Source organism: Streptomyces paludis (assembly GCF_003344965.1).
Lineage (GTDB): Bacteria > Actinomycetota > Actinomycetes > Streptomycetales > Streptomycetaceae > Streptomyces > Streptomyces paludis.
This window is the reverse complement of the sequence record NZ_CP031194.1, coordinates 2,619,874-2,638,403: the sequence shown is the minus strand read 5'-3', so window position 1 is coordinate 2,638,403 and position 18,530 is coordinate 2,619,874. Positions and strand designations below refer to the sequence as shown.

Below are 18,530 nucleotides of genomic sequence, written 5' to 3'. Positions count from 1 at the left end.
ATCGGTGAAGTGGGTGTTGTCACGATTCGGGCGGGCAGAAGACCCCGGGCGGGCCGCGCGGGAGGACCATGGAAATCTGGACGCCGCACGTTCTGCGCCGACTGCTGTATGACGATGTGCACGATGTGCTGTACCGACCTGTATTGACGCGTTCTCTGTACGTACTTGAATCTGACGGAATCCACACAGTTGGCGAATCGGTGAGGTGAAGCGCTGATGAGCACCACCCGGCAGCCTCCGCCGGGCGACCTCGGCCCCGAGCCGGACGAGGCGGGCCCCGCCCCCGCCACGCCCGGCGCACGGGTACGGACGCTCGTGCTGTCCGGTGCCAGCGGCGTCGTCCCGCTCGCACGCGACTTCACCCGCCAGGCGCTCCACGACTGGGGCTGGCTGCCCGCCCCGACCGCGGACCGGCGGGCGGCGGCGGAGGACGTGCTGCTGGTCGTCTCCGAGCTGGTCACCAACGCCTGTCTGCACGCCGAGGGCCCGGAGCGGCTGCGCGTCGCGTACGGCACGAAGGCGCTGCGCCTGGAGGTCACCGACCGGGGCGCCGGCCAGCCCGCGCCCCGTACCCCGCACCGCGCCGGCCGGCCCGGTGGCCACGGAATGTTCATCGTCCAGCGGCTCTGCCTCGACTGGGGCGTCGTCCGGGCGCCCGGCGCGACGGGCAAGACCGTATGGGCGGAGCTGGCGGCACCCGCGTAAAACCACGGACACCGTCACGTACGTATGTAGATACGTACGTGACGGTGTCGGCGCGTACGTATGTACGCCTCAGCCGCCCCCGCCCCCGCTCAGTGAATGTCGCCCATCATCGCCCGCACCTGCTTCCGGTACATGTACACCGCGACCCCCGCCAGCGTCGCCAGCAGCGCCTCCAGCGCCACCACGCCCGACCGGCTCAGATCCACCTGCGCGATCGAGAGCAGCCCCGTCACCGAGTCGCCCGCCGTCACCGCCAGGAACCACACGCCCATCATCTGGCTCGCGTACTTGGCCGGCGCCATCTTCGTGGTCACCGAGAGGCCCACCGGCGACACGCACAGCTCGCCCACCGTCTGGATCAGATAGATGCCCACCAGCCACATCGGGCTGACCAGCGTCCCGTCGCCCGCCATCACCAGCGGCACCAGGAAGAAGAAGAACGAGACGCCGATCAGGACCAGACCGGCCGCGAACTTCACGACCGTCGTCGGCTCCTGGCCCCGCCGGTTCAGCCACAGCCAGAACCACGCCATCACCGGCGCCAGCGCCATGATGAACACCGGGTTCAGCGACTGGTACCAGGACGTCGGGAAGGACAGCCCGAAGAGCGTGCCCGCCGACTTCGTCGTCCCGAACGCCTGGAGCGTCGAGCCGCCCTGGTCGTAGATCATCCAGAAGACCGCGGCGGCCACGAAGAACCAGATGTACCCGGACATCCGCGTCTGCTCGGCCGCCGTCAGGTCCTTGTCCCGCTTGATACGGAGCAGTACCCCGGCCGGGATGACCACCCCGGCCAGCGTGAGCGGCACCATCGCCCAGTTGAGGGTGAAGTGACCGCTGAGCACGACGGTGGCGTAGAAGACCGACGCGATCAGCAGCCAGGTCATGCCCTTGCGCAGCCAGGAGGCGCGCTCCTCGCGGGAGAGCGGGGTGGGGACGAGGCTGCTCGCCGGGTTCAGATGGCGCGTACCGACGAGGAAGGTGACCAGGCCGATGCCCATGCCGACCGCCGCCAGGGCGAAGCCGAGGTGCCAGCTGTACGTTTCGCCGACCGTGCCGATGACCAGCGGCGCGAAGAAGGCGCCGATGTTGATGCCCATGTAGAAGACGGTGAAGCCGCCGTCGCGGCGCGGGTCGTCCGGGCCGTCGTAGAGCTGGCCGACCATCGTGGAGATATTGGCCTTCAGCAGCCCCGAGCCGAGCGCCACGAGCGCCAGCCCGGCGAAGAAGGTGCCCGAGCCCGGCAGCGCCAGGGTCAGATGGCCCAGCATGATCGTGCAGGCCGCGATGGTGACGGTCTTGCGCGGGCCCCAGACCCGGTCGCCCAGCCAGCCGCCCGGCATGGCCAGCAGATAGACCATCGAGAGATAGATGGAGTAGATGGCCGTGGTGGTGGCCAGGTCCATCCCGAGGCCGCCGCCCTGGAGCCCCTTGGAGGCGTCGGGACCGCCGGAGATCAGATAGATGGTGAGCAGGGCCCGCATGCCGTAGAAGCTGAAGCGCTCCCACATCTCCGTCATGAAGAGGGTGGCCAGCCCGCGCGGGTGGCCGAAGAAGGTCTTCTCGGGGCCGGCGGGCGCGCTGGGCGGGTCCGTCGTCAGGCTGGACGCCATGGATCGTTCCTTGCTTGCTCTGTGTGTGGGGGACGTTGCAGCATCACGCGAAAGGGACCTTCGGCGCTGAGCGGGCCAAAGGTCCCCAAGTGGTACTACAGGCGTCTTGACACCATACGGCATGACAGATAGCGATACGGTGCCCCGGCTCCCTCGCCCCTCGGGCCTCAGCGGACGCAGCCGGAGCCACACCGCCCGAGCCCCGGCCCGCGCGGTCTACCATCACCTCATGACCCGTGTACTGCTCGCCGAGGACGACGCTTCCATCTCGGAGCCGCTGGCCCGCGCCCTGCGACGGGAGGGTTACGAGGTCGAGGTCCGTGAAGACGGCCCGACCGCGCTGGACGCAGGACTCCAGGGCGGTATCGACCTGGTGGTCCTCGACCTGGGGCTGCCCGGTATGGACGGCCTGGAGGTCGCTCGCAGACTGCGCGCCGAGGGCCACACGATCCCGATCCTGGTGCTGACCGCCCGCGCCGACGAGGTGGACACCGTGGTCGGCCTCGACGCCGGCGCCGACGACTACGTGACCAAGCCGTTCCGGCTCGCCGAGTTGCTGGCCCGGGTACGGGCGCTGCTGCGGCGCGGCGCCGCCGACACCACGCCCGCCCCCGCCACGCACGGCGTCCGTATCGACGTCGAGTCGCACCGCGCGTGGATGGGCGACGAGGAGCTTCAGCTCACCGCCAAGGAGTTCGACCTGCTGCGTGTGCTCGTCCGGGACGCCGGCCGGGTCGTCACCCGGGACCAGCTGATGCGCGAGGTCTGGGACACCACCTGGTGGTCGTCCACCAAGACGCTCGACATGCATATCTCCTGGCTGCGCAAGAAGCTCGGCGACGACGCGGCCAACCCGCGGTACATCGCGACCGTACGGGGCGTCGGCTTCCGGTTCGAGAAGAGTTAGATGGACGACTTCGGAGGCGGCTCCCCCGCGAGGAGTGGGCCGTGCGCCGCCGGCTGATCACCTCCACGCTCGCCGTGGTGCTCATCGTCATCGGCGTGTTCGGGGTCTCGCTCGTCATCGTGGAGACCCGCACGATCAGCAGCAGCGCCCAGGAGAGCGTGGACTCCGAGGCGCTGCGGCTCGTCAGCATCGTCGACAGCCGGCTGCTCGGCGGCGACCGCGTCAACGCGAAGGTGCTCTCCGAGCAGGTCGCCAAGAAGCGGTACGCGCGCATCGAGATCCCCGGCCGCGCCACCGTCGAGGTCGGCGAGCGGCCCACCGGCAGCGTTCTGCGCGCGCGGGCGACGGGCGAGGAGGGCGAGACGGTCACCGTCGAGGAGACGCGCTCCTCCGTCACCCGCGAGGTCGGCCGTACGCTGCTGATCATCGGCATGGTCGCGCTGCTGGCCGTCGTCGCCGCCGCGCTGCTCGCCGTACGCCAGGCCAACCGGCTCGCCTCGCCGCTCACCGATCTCGCCGAGACCGCCGAGCGCCTCGGCTCCGGCGACCCGCGCCCCCGGCACCGGCGGTACGCGGTGCCCGAGCTGGACCGGGTCGCGGATGTGCTCGACGCCAGCGCCGAGCGGATCGCCCGGATGCTCACGGCGGAACGGCGGCTCGCGGCGGACGCCTCGCACCAGCTCCGTACACCGCTCACCGCGCTGTCGATGCGGCTGGAGGAGATCTCCGTGACCGACGACCTGGACACGGTGAAGGAGGAGGCGCAGATCGCGCTGACGCAGGTCGAGCGGCTCACCGATGTGGTCGAACGGCTGCTCACCAACGCCCGCGACCCGCGGACCGGTTCCGCCGTCGCCTTCGACCTGGACGAGGTCGTCAAGCAGCAGATCGAGGAGTGGCGCCCGGCCTACCGCAGCTCGGGCCGCGCCATCGTCTGCTCGGGCCGGCCCGGCATGCGCGCCGTCGCCACACCGGGCGCGGTCGCGCAGGTCCTGGCCGCGCTGATCGAGAACTCGCTGATGCACGGCGGCGGTACGGTCGCGCTGCGCACCCGTGTCACCGGCAACCAGGCCGTCATCGAGGTGACCGACGAGGGCCCCGGCGTCCCGGCGGACCTCGGCGCGCGGATCTTCGAGCGGACGATCAGCGGCCGCAACTCGACGGGTATCGGGCTCGCCGTGGCGCGCGATCTGGCGGAGGCGGACGGCGGGCGGCTGGAGCTGCTCCAGCAGCAGCCGCCGGTCTTCGCGCTGTTCCTGAGCCGGGAGGCCCGTACGCGCAAGGGGTCGGGCGACCCGCAGCGCCCGGTCCGCTGATCCGGCCCGCTCAGGGGCCGTCCCGTACCGGTCAGCGCACTCCCGCCGGCTCCGCCGTCTCCTCGGCGGGCTCGCCGTCCTTCACCGGCCGTACCCGGAACACCCACGTCCGGTACGACCAGAAGCGGAACAGCGTCGCGATCCCGGTGCCGACGAACTTGAACACATTGCTCTGGAGCGGGGAGTGCCAGCCGAACCCGTATGTCGCCGTGTACAGGACACCGTTCTCGATCACCAGCCCGATCGCGCTGAACACGAGGAAGAGCGTCAGCTCCCGGGTCCGTCCGCCCTTGTCGCGGTCCCGGTACGTGAAGTAGCGGAAGCCCACGTAGTTGAAGGCGATCGCGACGACGGTGGCCAGAACACTGGCCCGCACCACCGGGAGGTCGGTGGTGTGCCGGACGAGGTTGAAGACCAGGAGATTCACCAGCAGCCCCGCGCCGCCCACCGCGCCGAACTTGGCCGCCTCGCGTACGAGTCGGTCCAGTCGCACGCGGAGTGCGCTGCGTTCGCTCATATGCTCGTTCAGCCCCAGTTCACTCGATAGTTCACTCGATCCGGCGGTACCGGACCATGCTAACCAGGGGCTTCCTCCGCCGCTTGGGCGACCGTACGTCACGCTCGGTGACGTTGGGTGGTCGGGTGCGGGTACGGCGCGGGGCCCGGAGCCGGGCCGCGCCAGGGCGGTCCGGACACCGCGCGACGTGCCGCCCGCGGTGTCCGGATACCCTGGGTGCGTGACGTTCCCGGTAGTCGGCATGGTCGGCGGCGGTCAGCTCGCCCGTATGACCCACGAGGCGGGCATCCCCCTCGGCCTCAGGTTCAAGCTTCTCAGCGACACCCCGCAGGACTCGGCGGCCCAGGTGGTCAGCGATGTCGTCATCGGCGACTATCGCGACCTGGACACGCTGCGTGACTTCGCGCGCGGGTGCGACGTGATCACGTTCGACCACGAACATGTACCGATCGAGCATCTGCGGGCACTGGAGGCCGACGGCATCCCCGTCCGCCCCGGCCCGGACGCGCTCGTGCACGCCCAGGACAAGGGCGTGATGCGCGCCCGCCTCAGCGGACTGGGCGTCCCCTGCCCGCGCCACCGTGTGGTGACGGACCCGGCCGACGCCGCGGCCTTCGCCGCCGAGGTGGGCGGCTTCCCGGTCGTCCTCAAGACCGTGCGCGGCGGGTACGACGGCAAGGGCGTGTGGGTCGTACGGTCCGAGGCCGAGGCCGAGCCGCCGTTCCGCGCCGGGGTCCCGGTGCTCGCCGAGGAGAAGGTCGACTTCGTACGGGAGCTGGCGGCCAATATCGTCCGCTCGCCGCACGGCCAGGCCGTGGCGTATCCGGTGGTCGAGTCGCGGCAGGTCGACGGCGTCTGCGACACCGTGATCGCGCCCGCGCCCGGACTCTCCGACGAGCTGGCGGGCGAGGCCCAGCAGCTCGCGCTGCGGATAGCCGCCGAGCTGGGTGTCGTCGGCCATCTCGCGGTCGAGCTGTTCGAGACGGCCGACGGCCGCATCCTGGTCAACGAGCTGGCCATGCGCCCGCACAACTCCGGGCACTGGACCCAGGACGGCTCGATCACCTCGCAGTTCGCCAACCATGTACGGGCCGTCCTCGACCTGCCGCTCGGCGACCCGCGCCCGCGCGCGCCCTGGACGGTCATGTGCAATGTCCTCGGCGGCGACTACCCCGACATGTACACGGCGTATCTGCACTGCATGGCCCGGGACCCGCAGCTCAAGATCCATATGTACGGCAAGGACGTGAAGCCCGGCCGCAAGGTGGGGCATGTCAACACCTACGGTGACGACCTGGACGAGGTGCTGGAGCGCGCCCGCCACGCCGCCGGCTACCTGCGAGGAACGATCACCGAGTGACCACCTCCCCACGCACCCCCCACGCGCCCCTCGTCGGCGTCGTCATGGGCTCGGACTCCGACTGGCCCGTCATGGAGGCCGCGGCGACGGCCCTGCACGAGTTCGAGATCCCGTACGAGGTCGATGTCGTCTCCGCGCACCGGATGCCGCACGAGATGATCGCGTACGGCGAGCGGGCGGCCGGCCGCGGCCTGAAGGCGATCATCGCGGGCGCGGGCGGCGCGGCGCATCTGCCGGGCATGCTGGCCTCGGTGACACCGCTGCCGGTGATCGGCGTTCCCGTACCGCTCAAGTACCTCGACGGCATGGACTCGCTGCTCTCCATCGTCCAGATGCCGGCCGGGGTGCCGGTCGCGACGGTCTCGGTCGGCGGCGCGCGGAACGCGGGGCTGCTGGCCGCCCGTATCCTCGCCGCGCACGATCCGGAACTCCAGCAGCGGATGCGGGAGTTCCAGCAGGACCTGAACGACCAGGCGACGGAGAAGGGCAAGCGGCTGCGCGCCAAGGTCGAGGGCTCGGAGCACTTCGGATTCGGCAAGTGACGCCGCCGGCCGCGCCGGACGCCGGTTCCGCCGGGGACTTCCTGGACCGAGCACACGCCCTGCTCGCGGACTTCCCCGTGGTCGACGGCCACAACGACCTGCCGTGGGCGCTGCGCGAACAGGTCCGCTACGACCTCGACCGGCTCGACATCGGCGGGGACACCTCCGCCCGCCTCCACACCGACCTGCCCCGGCTGCGGCGCGGCGGGGTCGGCGGCCAGTTCTGGTCCGTGTACGTACGCTCCGACATGGCCGGGGACGACGCGGTCAGCGCGACGCTGGAGCAGATCGACGTCGTCGGCCGGCTCCTGGACCGCTACCCGGACGACCTGGCCCGCGCTCTGACCTCGGACGACATGGAGGCCGCGCGCCGCCGGGGCCGGATCGCCTCGCTGATGGGCGCCGAGGGCGGCCACTCGATCAACAACTCCCTGGCCACACTGCGGGCGCTGTACACCCTGGGCGTCCGCTACATGACCCTCACGCACAACGACAATCTGCGCTGGGCGGACTCGGCGACGGACGAGCCGGGGGTGGGCGGGCTCTCCGCGTTCGGCCGCGAGGTCGTGCGCGAGATGAACCGTACGGGGATGCTCGTCGACCTCTCGCATGTCGCGGCCACGACGATGCGCGACGCGCTCGCGGTGACCGAGGCGCCGGTGATCTTCTCGCACTCGTCGGCGCGGGCGGTCTGCGACCATCCGCGCAATGTGCCGGACGACGTGCTGGCCCTGCTGCCGGGGAACGGCGGCGTCGCGATGGTGACGTTCGTACCGAAGTTCATCCTGCCCGAGGCGGTGGAGTGGACGCACGAGGCGGACGAGAACATGCGTGCCCACGGGCTGCATCCGCTCGCCACCACACCCGAGGCCATGAAGGTCCACGCGGCCTTCGAGGCGGCGCGCCCGCGCCCGGTCGCGACCGTGTCGACGGTCGCGGACCATCTCGACCACATGCGCGAGGTCGCGGGCGTCGACCACATCGGCATCGGCGGGGACTTCGACGGCACGGCGTTCACGCCGGAGGGCCTGGAGGATGTGGCGGGCTATCCGAACCTGATCGCGGAGCTGCTGGCACGCGGCTGGTCGACACCGGACGTGGCCAAGCTGACCTGGCAGAACGCGGTACGGGTGCTGCGGGCGGCGGAGGATGTGTCGCGGTCGCTGAAGGCGACGCGGGGGCCGTCGCAGGCGACGATCGAGGCGTTGGACGGCTGAGCCGTGCGGGGGCTGAGCGGGGGCGGGGGCCGTTCTTCGGCCCCCGCGCCCCCGCGCCCCTCGCGTCTCAACCGGCGCAGAGGCAGAGGCAGAACGGATGCCCCGCCGGGTCGGCGTAGACCCGGAACGACCGCTTCCGGTCGGCCGCGTCCAGCACCGTCGCGCCGAGCGCGAGCACCTGCTCCTCCGCCGCGTCCAGATCCGTTACGTCCAGGTCCAGATGGAACTGCTGCGACCCGTTCGGCGCGGGCCACGAAGGCGGTACGTAACCGGGCGCGGCCTGGAAGGCGAGCGTCGTCCCGCCGGCGCCCGTCAACTCGAACCAGGCGTCGGGCCCCTCGCGCTCCGCGACGACCTCACCGCCGAGGACCCCGGCGTAGAAACGGGCGAGTGCGGCCGGGTCGGGACAGTCCAGGACGACGGTGCAGAGGGTGGCGATGGCCATGGAAGCTCCTCCAATGGTTACCGGTTAAGACGCCCATTCAGTAACTATGAACGGTTACCGCATACTCCCCCAGAAGAGGTAACGTCGCAACCATGACGAACAGGCCCCCCGCGCCGGGCGGGCTCGCCCTGGTGCAGGCGCTGGTGAACTCCCTCAACGTGGAGACGGGCGTCGACTCCCTCGAATCGCCCGACGGCCGCGCCGCCTTCGGCCTCGCCGAAGCGGAGGTCCCGGCCGCCCGCGAACTGCGCGAAGCGCTCCGTACGGCCTGCCTCGCACACGCCGGGATCCACCTCCCGGGCCGCCCCTCGACGGCCGAACTCGATCGCCTGCTCGCCGAGGCCCCGCTGCGGGTGACGGTCGACCTGGCGGGCGCCGCCGCCGTCCGCCCGCTGGCGGCCACCCTGACCGCGCGCGTGGCGGAGGCGATCGCGGCGGGCGCGGCGGACGGCACCTGGGACCGGCTCAAGGCGTGCGAGGCGGAGGACTGCCTCTGGGCGTTCTACGACCGCAGCCCGGCGGGCCGCGGCCGCTGGTGCACGATGTCGGTGTGCGGGGCGCGGGCGAAGATGAGGGCGTACCGGGCGAGGCTGACGGAGACGCCTCCCGTCTGAGGGGCCGTGGTGCGGGGTCGCCTCCCGGCTAGGGGGCCGTGGTTTTTGGCGGTGCGGGGTGCGGCCGGTTGTTTCGGTGCCGGGGGCCGGGGCGGGGTCGCCTTCCGGCTAGGGGGCCGTGGTTTGTGGTTGTACGGGGTGCGGCGGGTTCGTTTTGTGCCGGGGGCCGGGGCACTCCGGAGGCGCATCCCCGGATGCATGCTGTGCCTTCCCGGGGGACACCCCCGGACCCCCGAACGCCGCGTGCGGCTTCGTCGGCCGACTGCGGACCGTACAGCGGCACAAATCACGCTCTACATCCGGGGACGTCACCTCCTGCGACCCCGGCCCCCTCCCGCCGGTGGACGGCCGGGCCTCAAACGCCGCGGCTCAGGCTCGCGGGCGGCCCATTGCCCGGTATGTCCAGCCCGCCGCGCGCCAGGGTGACGGGTCCAGGGCGTTGCGGCCGTCCAGTACGAGCCGGCGCGCGACCGCCGCGCCCAGGACGGCCGGGTCCAGCTCGCGGAACTCGCGCCACTCCGTGAGGTGCAGGACGACATCCGCGCCGCGTACGGCCTCCAGCGCGGAGTCCGCGTACCCGAGCGTCGGGAAGAGGCGCTTGGCGTTCGTCATGCCCTTCGGGTCGTAGACGGTGACCTGGCCGCCCTGGAGGTGGATCTGCCCGGCGACGTTGAGCGCGGGGGAGTCGCGTACGTCGTCGGAGTCCGGCTTGAAGGTCGCGCCCAGGACGGCGACGCGCTTGCCGAGGAACGACGAGTCGGCGCCGACGGCCTCGCGGGCCAGCTCCACCATGTGGCCGCGGCGGCGCATGTTGATCGAGTCGACCTCGCGCAGGAACGTCAGCGCCTGGTCCGCGCCGAGTTCGCCCGCGCGGGCCATGAATGCCCGGATGTCCTTCGGCAGACAGCCGCCGCCGAAGCCGATCCCGGCGCGCAGGAACTTGTTCCCGATGCGCTCGTCGTAGCCGAGGGCCTCCGCCAGCTTGACCACATCGCCGCCGGCGGCCTCGCAGACCTCGGCCATCGCGTTGATGAAGGAGATCTTCGTGGCGAGGAAGGAGTTGGCGGAGGTCTTGACCAGCTCGGCCGTGGGGAAGTCCGTGACCACGAAGGGCGAGCCTTCCGCGACCGGCGTCGCGTAGACCTCGCGCAGGGTGCGCTCGGCGGCCTCGCTCCGTATGCCCACCACGATCCGGTCCGGGTGCAGGGTGTCCTGGACGGCGAAGCCCTCGCGGAGGAACTCCGGGTTCCAGGCCAGCTCCACCTCCGGGCCGGCGGGCGCCAGTTCGGTGATACGGGCGGCGAGCCGCTCGGCGCTGCCGACCGGGACGGTGGACTTGCCGACGACCAGCGCGGGCCGGCGCAGCTCGCGGGCGAGGCTCTCCATGGCGGAGTCGACGTAGGACATGTCGCACGCGTACTCGCCGTGCTTCTGCGGGGTGTTGACGCAGACGAAGTGCACATCGCCGAACTCGGCGACCTCCGCCCAGTCCATGGTGAAGCGCAGCCGGCCGCTGGACCCCTCGATGCCGGCGACATGCTTGCGCAGCAGGTCCTCCAGACCGGGTTCGTACATCGGTACCCGGCCCTTCGAGAGCAGCTCGATCTTCTCCGGTACGACATCGAGCCCGAGCACCTCGAAGCCCAGCTCCGCCATGGCCGCGGCGTGGGTGGCGCCGAGGTAGCCGGTGCCGATCACGGTGATCTTGGGGGCCATGGAAACTCCAGGTGGGGGACGGCGAGGGACCTTGTAGTACGTACAGCGAAGTGCGGCCCGAGCATAACCGCGCGGCCGGGAGAGCCCCGCCGGAGGTCTGTCGGCAACGTCACCTATGCGGGCGCGAGGTCCGCCCACTAAAATCGTGTTACTTAACGGTAGTTAGCGTCTTGGGGAGTGAGTGACCGTGGCCGGATCGGCTGATTTCGACCTGTACCGCCCGTCCGAGGAGCACGAGATGCTCCGCGAGACCGTCCGCGCGCTCTCCGAGGCGAAGATCGCGCCGTACGCGGCGGCTGTGGACGAAGAGGCCCGCTTCCCGCAGGAGGCGCTGGACGCGCTCGTCGCCTCCGACCTGCATGCCATTCATGTCCCGGAGGGGTACGGAGGGGCCGGCGCGGACGCGCTCGCCACCGTGATCGTGATCGAGGAGGTCGCGCGGGTCTGTGCCTCCTCCTCGCTGATCCCGGCCGTGAACAAGCTGGGCTCGCTGCCGGTGATGCTGGCGGGCGGCGAGGACCTGAAGAAGAAGTACCTGACGCCGCTGGCCAAGGGCGACGCGATGTTCTCGTACTGTCTCTCGGAGCCGGACGCGGGCTCCGACGCGGGCGGTATGACGACCAGGGCGGTCCGGGACGGCGACCACTATGTGCTGAACGGTGTGAAGCGCTGGATCACCAACGCGGGCGTCTCCGAGTACTACACGGTCATGGCCGTCACCGACCCCGACAAGCGAACGAAGGGGATCAGCGCGTTCGTGGTCGAGAAGGGCGACGAGGGTGTCTCCTTCGGCGCGCCGGAGAAGAAGCTCGGCATCAAGGGCTCGCCGACGCGCGAGGTCTACCTGGACAACGTCCGTATCCCCGCCGACCGGCTGATCGGCGCGGAGGGCACCGGCTTCGCCACGGCGATGAAGACCCTGGACCACACCCGCATCACCATCGCGGCCCAGGCCCTCGGCATCGCGCAGGGCGCGCTGGACTACGCCAAGGGGTACGTCCAGGAGCGCAAGCAGTTCGGCAAGCCGATCGGTGACTTCCAGGGCGTGCAGTTCATGCTCGCCGACATGGCCATGAAGCTGGAGGCCGCCCGCCAGCTCACCTACTCCGCCGCCGCCCGCTCCGAACGCGTCTCCGGCGGCGCGACCGGCACCCAGGAGAGCCTGACGTTCTTCGGCGCGGCAGCCAAGTGCTTCGCCTCCGACGCGGCGATGGAGATCACGACGGACGCGGTCCAGCTCCTGGGCGGCTACGGCTACACACGCGACTACCCGGTCGAACGCATGATGCGCGACGCCAAGATCACCCAGATCTACGAGGGCACGAACCAGGTCCAGCGCGTCGTGATGGCCCGGAACCTCCCGTAACTACGCGACAGGGCAGCGGAGTTCGGGCGCGGCCCGGTTCGGGGAACACGTCACCAGCGCCAGCGACAGATACGAGGGCCGTTCGAGGTAGCAGCCGAGGGACACGTCGCCGCCCCGCGCCAGCCGCGCGGCGGCGGAGCCGACGAGCAGCGCGAGGCGGCCCGGGTCGCGCTGCGCGGCGGAGTCGAAGCGGGGCGCGTACTCGGCCAGCCGCTCCGCGAGCCACAAGGCCGCCTCCTTCGCCTCGTGCCATGTGCCGCGCACCAGCGAACGCGGCTTGACGAGCCAGAGCGCCGTTTCCAGCGGCGGCAGATCACACACCGGGAACTCCGCGGCCACGTCGCGATACCGCTGAACCAGCTCCGGCCTGCTGCCGGCAGGCGGCGGCTCGGGATACGCCGGCCGCCGCAGGGCCTCGTCGTCGAACCGCTGCTTGGGGCCGGTCCACAGATAGCCGTGATGGTGCACTGGTCGTTCCCCTTCGGGGGAGTCCGCGGGAGTGGGATTCCCCCGAAGGGGCGGCCGGGTCAGACGGACAGCCCGAACCGCGCCGGGTCGATCCCCGCCGCGGCCAGCTCGGCCGTGGTGAAGCGGAGCGGCTCCTGCCCAGGCCGCTTGCTGTCGGCGAGCGCCCACGCGTCCACACCGATCTTCGCGAGAACCGCGCACGACTCCCCGTCGGGGTGGGTGTTACCGCCGCATGCCTTCACGAACGCGGCGCCGGTGATGTCCAGCGCGTACAGATCGGACTCGTTCAGCATCGCTATGCCTTTCCGTTCGACTGCGTGCGGACGGGGCCGCCGGGGGCCCGTGTGCCGATCTCCTCGGACGTGGTGCTTGCGGCCGTTTCCGTGTGCTCGTCCCGCTGGTGCTGACGCAGTCTCACGTTGGAGTCGGATACGCCGCTGTAGTCCCCCACGGACCTCGCGTTTCCGCGGGAAACCGACAGCGACAGGCACGTCGAGCAGCCGGGTACCGCTGAAGGTTCGCGGGGGAGTTCGGTCAGATACGTCTCCGCCGTGCGCCGGGGCTTCGGGTCGGGAGTTCTCTCTTCGCTTTCCACGGCACTATCTTCAACGGGTCGCGGAGGACTCTCTATCCTGTTTCCCGTTCCCGCAAAAACCCGTCCCGGATTCCCTCGGCCAGACTCCGCATGTCATCGCCGGACACGGCTGACTGTTCGAATCCGTCGAACTTCTTGATGTAGAGCCCCACGTCTCTGGGGTCGGTGACGACCACTTCGGCGTGGATCGTTTCCACCGTCACCATCCGGTCGTCACGGATGACGAATGAGTGATTCGCGATATCGTGCTGCTCGATCTCAAGGGGAACTACACGGATGTCCACGTGGGGGAGCCGTGAAAGGGAAACGATCCGGTCGATCTGCGCGGCCATCATCTGGGGTGGGACGATTCGCCACCGCAGAACCGGTTCGGTGATGACAAACCGGAGTGACTTCGTGTTGTCGTAGAGGACCGCTTGACGTTCGAGTCTCCCGTTGATCGTCCGGGAGAGGGCGTCCTCACTGAGGCGGTGGCGATGCAGAACGGCCCGGATGTACTCCGGTGTCTGGAGCAGGCCGGGAACCAGGGACGGCTGGAACAGCCGCAACGTCGACATCTGCGCTTCCAGAGCCCTCACGGCCTGCTGGCCCTTGTGGAACCCCGTCCGCCTCAGGAGGCGCCAGGCGGTCGTCTCCGTCACTGACGCCCTCGCTGCCTCGGCGTACTCCGCCTTGACCTCGTCCGAGACGCCTATGGCGGTGAGGATGCGCTCCACGTCCGTCGCGTCGGCCGTCATCTTGGCGTTCTCGATTTTGGACAGTTTGGACGGAGACATGAGCGCGCTCCGGGCAACCGCCTTGGCCTCCTTCCCGGATGCCACTCGCAGTGCCCGCAGCGCAGCCCCAATCTGTGCTCTGTTCACAAGCCGTACTTGGCCCACCATTCGGTGAACGGCTCAGCCTGGGCGAGCGCGCTGTCGCGGAACCGCGTGAACTCCGCCGCTCGTTCCGGCGGAAGGATTTCCGGGCCCAGGAATTTTCCCGTTCCGTCGTAGTTCATCACGGCAACCGATGCGGAGTCGAAGAACCAGAAGTCCGGCACATTCTCCAGCGGGTTGGGCCTGTCGGTGACGTCAAGAATGAAGAATTCTTCGCCCCCCGACATGTTCGTCCGGTATCCCCACCCGAGTTCGAACCGGAGGTAGTCCGTGAGCGGGCGGGTCAGGATGTGTACCCGGTAGACCCGCTTTCCTCGCTCCGTGTGGGAGCGGAGTTCTTCGATCCATCCCGTGTTGTAGTCGTCCGGCTTCGGATCCCCGGCCAGGAAGGCGTGATAGGCATCCACGTTCCCGGATCTGCTGTAGTCGTCGAGCGTTTCCAGCCGGAACGCCTCATGCTCGAACGTGTCGAAGAGATCTCCGAGTGTCCTAAATGAGGTTGTCACGGATGGCCTTCTGGATCAGCTCGATCGGGATCTCAACGAGGTTTTCGTGGGCGGGAATCCGCAGCCCGTGATCGGTCGGAGTCTCGCCCTGAACCAGGAGGGTGCCGCGATCCGTGGCGTAGATCGTCGGGCAGTCCTTGATGTCGCACGTGCTGACCAGCTTGGTGACCTTCATGGTCCGGGTTCCCCTTCTCCCTGGCGCTGCCGGTACACGGCACCTACGCAAATGCTCCCGAGGCTGGGGTACGCGGGTCAAGCGGCCGCGATTGACGGAACGGGAAACCGTGCGGCCGGCTCCGAGTTACGACGGAGAACACGCCGTTCGCTGCCCCGCCTCCCGCGCACTGCCAGTCCTTCAGTCCTGGTGGTCCGACCAGGCGTACGCCTCCGGCAGCAGCTCCGTGATCGGGACCGTGCGGAGGTGGGGGCCCGTGCCCACGATGACGTGGAGGGTCGGGAAGTAGTCGAAGAGGAACTGGCGGCAGCGGCCGCAGGGTGGCATGACGCCGCGGTCGCGGTCGCCCACCGCGACGATCGTGGTCAGGTCGTGGATCCCCAGCGCCGCCGCCGTTCCGACGAGGACCAGCTCGGCGCAGGGGCCGCCGGTGAAGTGGTACGCGTTCATCGCCGTGACCACGCGGCCGTCCGCCGACCGGCCCGCGGCGGCCATGGTGTGCAGGTCGCCGTGGGTGTGGGCGCGGGCGGTGGCCGTTGCCGCCTCGATGAGGGCGTGGTCGACGGCGGCGGGGGCGGCGGCGGGTGGCGTCATCAGTTGCCGGTGACCGTTACTTTCTCGTCGTTGTTGAGCTGGCTCACCAGTTGCTTGACCTTGGCCTCGTCCCACAGCAGGTTCCCCCCGCTCTGGCCCGCCAGCGGCATGTTCATCGACGTACCGTCGCCGCTCGTCACGCCCTTCATCGCGAAGAACATCCGGCCCAGCGCCCACAGGGACATGTCCTTGTCCACGACCAGCGTGTCCAGGCCCGCGCCCGCCGCCGGGTAGAAGCGGAACGGGTTGATGATCGTGCTCGGGGTGGCCGTCTGGGCGGCCAGGGCGGCGAGGAACTTCTGCTGGTTCTTCGTACGGTCCAGGTCGCTGCCCGCGAAGGCGTACCGCGTCCGGACGAAGGCCAGCGCCTGCTCGCCGTTGAGGGTCTGCTCGCCGGCCTGGAAGTCCGCGCCCGACTTCTTGTCCTTGAACGCCTGGGGGATGTCCAGGTCCACCCCGCCGATCGCGTCCACCACATTGGCGAATCCGGCGAAGCCGATCTCCACGTAGTGGTCGATCCGCAGCCCGGTCTTGGCCTCGACCGTACGCACCAGCAGCGGCGCGCCGTCCTCGGCGTAGGCCGCGTTGAGCTTCTTGTGCGCGGTCTGCGCGGGGAAGAGCTTGCCGGACTGCGAGCCCTTGAAAGACGGGATCTGCACATCGGTGTCGCGCGGCAGCGAGATCAGCGTCGGCCCGTTGGATCCCGTGTGCAGGATCATCATCGAGTCGGTCCTGCTGCCCTCGGCCGAGCCCGTGTGGAGCTTCTTCTTCTCCTCGTCGGACATGCCGTCGCGGCTGTCCGTACCGACGATCAGATAGTTCGTGCCCTTGCCCTCGGCCGGGCGGTCGATCACGACCGACAGATCGACCTCGCGCCGCAGCTTGGAGTCCGCCCAGAAGTACGTGCCGAGCGTGGTCGCCAGGATGACGACGACCAGCACCAGCGAGCCGATCTTGATCCGGCGGCGCCAGTCGGGGCCCTGCGCCGGCCCCGACGGCCCGCCGCCGCGCTGGGGCGGTACGCCGCCGGAGGGCGAGCCGTACCCCTGGCCCTGGTGGTATCCGGAGCCGGGACGGGGGCCCGCTCCGCGGCCGGATGTGGGTCCCGCGCCCTGGACGTACTGCGGCCGCTGCGGCGGCACACCCTGGCGCTGTGCGTGCGATCCATTGGGCCAGTCATTCATGCGGACCAGTGTGCCGGGCCTTGTCGCGCTCCATACAGGGAGGGTGGGAAATCGGACCGGGCCCGTTGCCAAGATGATGCAATCAGGACCTGTTTGTTCCCATGGGGAGCGGTTCCGGGGGCGTTCGGAGATCGTTTCGCGGCAGCGGTTACGGGGTTTACGCGCAGACCGCCTCGTCCCCCGTCGTCGCGCCGAACTCGTTCTTCGGTGTCTCCCGCGCCCGGACCGGCGTCACCGTCTTGTAGTCCGTGCCGGCCAGCACCTTCAGCGTCGCGCCCTGCTGCTTCACCGCGCGCAGCTCACTGCCCGGCAGCGCCGCGGCCAGCGACTTCGCCGAGCGGTCCCAGCGCGGGTCGTACATGACGACCGTACGGTGCACATCCGGGCCGTCGGAGCCGAGCGGGGCGCGGGTGGTGTCGAAGCCGGTCGCGCGCAGCGCGTCGTCCACCCGCTTGCCGAGGCCGTCCGCCGTGGTGCCGTTGTAGACCTGCACCTTGATCCGGCTCGGGTCCACCTCGACCGTCGTGGGCCCTGAGTGGCCGCGCTCGCGTGGCTCGTGCGCGGCCGTCAGCGGCTTGTCGTCGCGCAGCGCCCGGAAGAGCCGCCGTGACTTCTCCGGGTCCCACTTCACCGTCGAGCCCAGCCCCTTGACCGTCACCCCGGACCCGTCACCGGCCAGCGGTACGGAGGTGAACTCCGACGACGCGGGCGAGAAGCCGCGCATCGCCTCGTTCAGGGCGAGCATCTGCTCCGCGCCGAACCCCGCGTCCGCCCGTACCGAGGCCAGCACCGTCGAGGTGACCTCCTTGAACCGCACCGGGTTCAGCAGCACACCGCTGCCCGCCGCCCGGTGGATCAGCGCGGCCACGAAGCGCTGCTGGCGCTGCATCCTGCCGAGATCGGCCGCGCCGTCGATATGCCGGGACCGTACGTACTGGAGCGCCTCACCGCCGTTCATCCGGTGGGTGCCGGCCGCCAGGTCGAGCCCGGTGTACGTGTCCTTCATCGGCTTGGCCGTGCAGATCTCCACCCCGCCGACCGCGTCCACCGTCTTCATGAAGGCGGTGAAGTCGACCTCCAGATAATGGCTGATCTTCACCCCCGTCATCCGCTCCACCGTACTGACCGTCAGCCCCGGCCCGCCCTCCGCGTACGCCGCGTTCAGCTTCGCCGGGTGCGCGGCGTGGCGCTTGCCGCTGGTGTCGGTGTGCTCGGGCAGCTCCGTATAGCTGTCGCGCGGCACACTGACGACGCTGGCGCGCTTCCCGTCCTCCGAGAGATGCACCAGCATGATCGTGTCGGTGCAGTGGCAGGGCGCGCCGCCCAGCCGGTACTTCTGCCGCTCCTCCTCGGTGATCTTGTCGCGGCCGTCGGTGCCGACGAGCAGGAGGTTCAACCCGCGGCCCGCGTGCGGCCGGTTCTTCATGTCCTTGAACGGATCGACCCGTTCGATCCCCGTGTCGAGGCCGGTCACCACCGCGTGCCCGATCCCGCCCGCGCCCAGGACCAGCACGGAGAGCGCCGTCGCCGTGCGCTTCCCCCAGCGCGGGCCGCGGCGCGGGGCGGATCGGGCCGCGCCGGTGGTGCGGCGGGTGGTGGTGCGGGTGGTCGTGCGGGGCGGCGTGGGCACGGGGGAGCACCTCCGCGGTGGGAGTGGGGGGAAGCGGGGGGAAGTGGGGGGAGTGGGGGAGGAGAAGGGCGATCGTGGCGGATTACGCGCACAGTAGGCCCATACGATCAGCGGCACCGGGCCGCAACCCGGCGGCGCGCGTGGCTGTCCCCCGTTCGCGGTAACGGGGCGCCACCACTCCG

General features: G+C 70.2%; 20 protein-coding genes. 8 read left to right on the top strand and 12 right to left on the bottom strand.

Annotated elements, in window-relative coordinates; genetic code table 11:
- Positions 1-216: 216 nt before the first annotated feature.
- Positions 217-705, top strand: coding sequence for an ATP-binding protein (locus DVK44_RS11340; RefSeq protein ID WP_114659568.1), 489 nt, complete (start codon positions 217-219; stop codon positions 703-705).
- 89 nt (positions 706-794) lie between these two features.
- Here DVK44_RS11340 and DVK44_RS11335 read toward each other — a convergent pair whose 3' ends face one another.
- The gene (locus DVK44_RS11335) at positions 795-2,318 is read right to left on the bottom strand and encodes a peptide MFS transporter (protein ID WP_114659567.1); all 1,524 of its coding nucleotides are present in this window, start codon (positions 2,316-2,318) and stop codon (positions 795-797) included.
- A 229-nt stretch (positions 2,319-2,547) separates the two neighbouring features.
- On the opposite strand from DVK44_RS11335, the gene DVK44_RS11330 reads away from it, so the two are divergent.
- Positions 2,548-3,225 (top strand): response regulator transcription factor, encoded by a 678-nt coding sequence (locus tag DVK44_RS11330; protein WP_114659566.1) that lies wholly within the window; start codon positions 2,548-2,550, stop codon positions 3,223-3,225.
- 41 nt (positions 3,226-3,266) lie between these two features.
- Positions 3,267-4,541, top strand: coding sequence for an ATP-binding protein (locus DVK44_RS11325; RefSeq protein WP_114659565.1), 1,275 nt, complete (start codon positions 3,267-3,269; stop codon positions 4,539-4,541).
- Positions 4,542-4,572: 31 nt separating this feature from the next.
- Here the strand turns inward: DVK44_RS11325 and DVK44_RS11320 are convergent, their stop codons facing one another.
- Complete coding sequence (locus DVK44_RS11320) at positions 4,573-5,058, bottom strand: GtrA family protein (RefSeq protein ID WP_114659564.1); 486 nt, start codon at positions 5,056-5,058, stop codon at positions 4,573-4,575.
- A 220-nt stretch (positions 5,059-5,278) separates the two neighbouring features.
- Between DVK44_RS11320 and DVK44_RS11315 the strand changes: the two genes are divergently transcribed.
- Genes DVK44_RS11315 through DVK44_RS11305 form a run of 3 tightly spaced genes read left to right on the top strand, consistent with a single transcriptional unit; the run spans position 5,279 to position 8,177 of the window.
- Complete coding sequence (locus tag DVK44_RS11315; RefSeq protein ID WP_114659563.1) at positions 5,279-6,418, top strand: 5-(carboxyamino)imidazole ribonucleotide synthase; 1,140 nt, start codon at positions 5,279-5,281, stop codon at positions 6,416-6,418.
- A 44-nt stretch (positions 6,419-6,462) separates the two neighbouring features.
- Complete coding sequence (gene purE / locus DVK44_RS11310) at positions 6,463-6,960, top strand: 5-(carboxyamino)imidazole ribonucleotide mutase (protein ID WP_114665058.1); 498 nt, start codon at positions 6,463-6,465, stop codon at positions 6,958-6,960.
- Positions 6,957-8,177 carry a dipeptidase gene (locus tag DVK44_RS11305; RefSeq protein ID WP_114659562.1) on the top strand — a complete coding sequence of 407 codons (1,221 nt, stop codon included), beginning with the start codon at positions 6,957-6,959 and terminating at the stop codon, positions 8,175-8,177. Before purE ends, DVK44_RS11305 begins: the two co-directional genes overlap by 4 nt.
- Positions 8,178-8,244: 67 nt before the next feature.
- On the opposite strand, the gene DVK44_RS11300 is transcribed toward DVK44_RS11305, so the two are convergent.
- Positions 8,245-8,622, bottom strand: coding sequence for a VOC family protein (locus DVK44_RS11300; RefSeq protein ID WP_114659561.1), 378 nt, complete (start codon positions 8,620-8,622; stop codon positions 8,245-8,247).
- A 92-nt stretch (positions 8,623-8,714) separates the two neighbouring features.
- Here DVK44_RS11300 and DVK44_RS11295 point away from each other — a divergent pair, with 92 nt between their 5' ends.
- Positions 8,715-9,236, top strand: coding sequence for a CGNR zinc finger domain-containing protein (locus tag DVK44_RS11295; RefSeq protein ID WP_114659560.1), 522 nt, complete (start codon positions 8,715-8,717; stop codon positions 9,234-9,236).
- 369 nt (positions 9,237-9,605) lie between these two features.
- On the opposite strand, the gene DVK44_RS11290 is transcribed toward DVK44_RS11295, so the two are convergent.
- On the bottom strand, positions 9,606-10,952 hold the full coding sequence (locus DVK44_RS11290; RefSeq protein WP_114659559.1) for a UDP-glucose dehydrogenase family protein: 1,347 nt from the start codon (positions 10,950-10,952) through the stop codon (positions 9,606-9,608).
- A 187-nt stretch (positions 10,953-11,139) separates the two neighbouring features.
- Here DVK44_RS11290 and DVK44_RS11285 point away from each other — a divergent pair, with 187 nt between their 5' ends.
- Entirely contained in the window at positions 11,140-12,318 is a 1,179-nt protein-coding gene (locus DVK44_RS11285) for an acyl-CoA dehydrogenase family protein (protein ID WP_114665057.1), read from the top strand.
- Here DVK44_RS11285 and DVK44_RS11280 read toward each other — a convergent pair whose 3' ends face one another.
- The 8 genes from DVK44_RS11280 to DVK44_RS11240 form a co-directional block, all read right to left on the bottom strand.
- Positions 12,319-12,786 carry a hypothetical protein gene (locus DVK44_RS11280; protein ID WP_114659558.1) on the bottom strand — a complete coding sequence of 156 codons (468 nt, stop codon included), beginning with the start codon at positions 12,784-12,786 and terminating at the stop codon, positions 12,319-12,321.
- Positions 12,787-12,845: 59 nt separating this feature from the next.
- The gene (locus DVK44_RS11275) at positions 12,846-13,079 is read right to left on the bottom strand and encodes a DUF397 domain-containing protein (RefSeq protein ID WP_114659557.1); all 234 of its coding nucleotides are present in this window, start codon (positions 13,077-13,079) and stop codon (positions 12,846-12,848) included.
- 334 nt (positions 13,080-13,413) lie between these two features.
- Positions 13,414-14,244, bottom strand: a complete 831-nt coding sequence (locus tag DVK44_RS11265; RefSeq protein WP_114659555.1) for a helix-turn-helix domain-containing protein — start codon at positions 14,242-14,244, stop codon at positions 13,414-13,416.
- Positions 14,241-14,765, bottom strand: coding sequence for a DUF6879 family protein (locus tag DVK44_RS11260; RefSeq protein ID WP_114659554.1), 525 nt, complete (start codon positions 14,763-14,765; stop codon positions 14,241-14,243). The genes DVK44_RS11265 and DVK44_RS11260 overlap by 4 nt, the downstream gene beginning before the upstream one ends.
- Entirely contained in the window at positions 14,749-14,940 is a 192-nt protein-coding gene (locus tag DVK44_RS11255) for a hypothetical protein (protein ID WP_114659553.1), read from the bottom strand. Before DVK44_RS11255 ends, DVK44_RS11260 begins: the two co-directional genes overlap by 17 nt.
- A gap of 180 nt (positions 14,941-15,120) precedes the next feature.
- Entirely contained in the window at positions 15,121-15,534 is a 414-nt protein-coding gene (locus DVK44_RS11250) for a cytidine deaminase family protein (protein ID WP_114659552.1), read from the bottom strand.
- On the bottom strand, positions 15,534-16,718 hold the full coding sequence (locus tag DVK44_RS11245) for an LCP family protein (RefSeq protein ID WP_114659551.1): 1,185 nt from the start codon (positions 16,716-16,718) through the stop codon (positions 15,534-15,536). Before DVK44_RS11245 ends, DVK44_RS11250 begins: the two co-directional genes overlap by 1 nt.
- Positions 16,719-16,875: 157 nt before the next feature.
- On the bottom strand, positions 16,876-18,348 hold the full coding sequence (locus tag DVK44_RS11240) for an LCP family protein (protein ID WP_114659550.1): 1,473 nt from the start codon (positions 18,346-18,348) through the stop codon (positions 16,876-16,878).
- Positions 18,349-18,530: the final 182 nt, after the last annotated feature.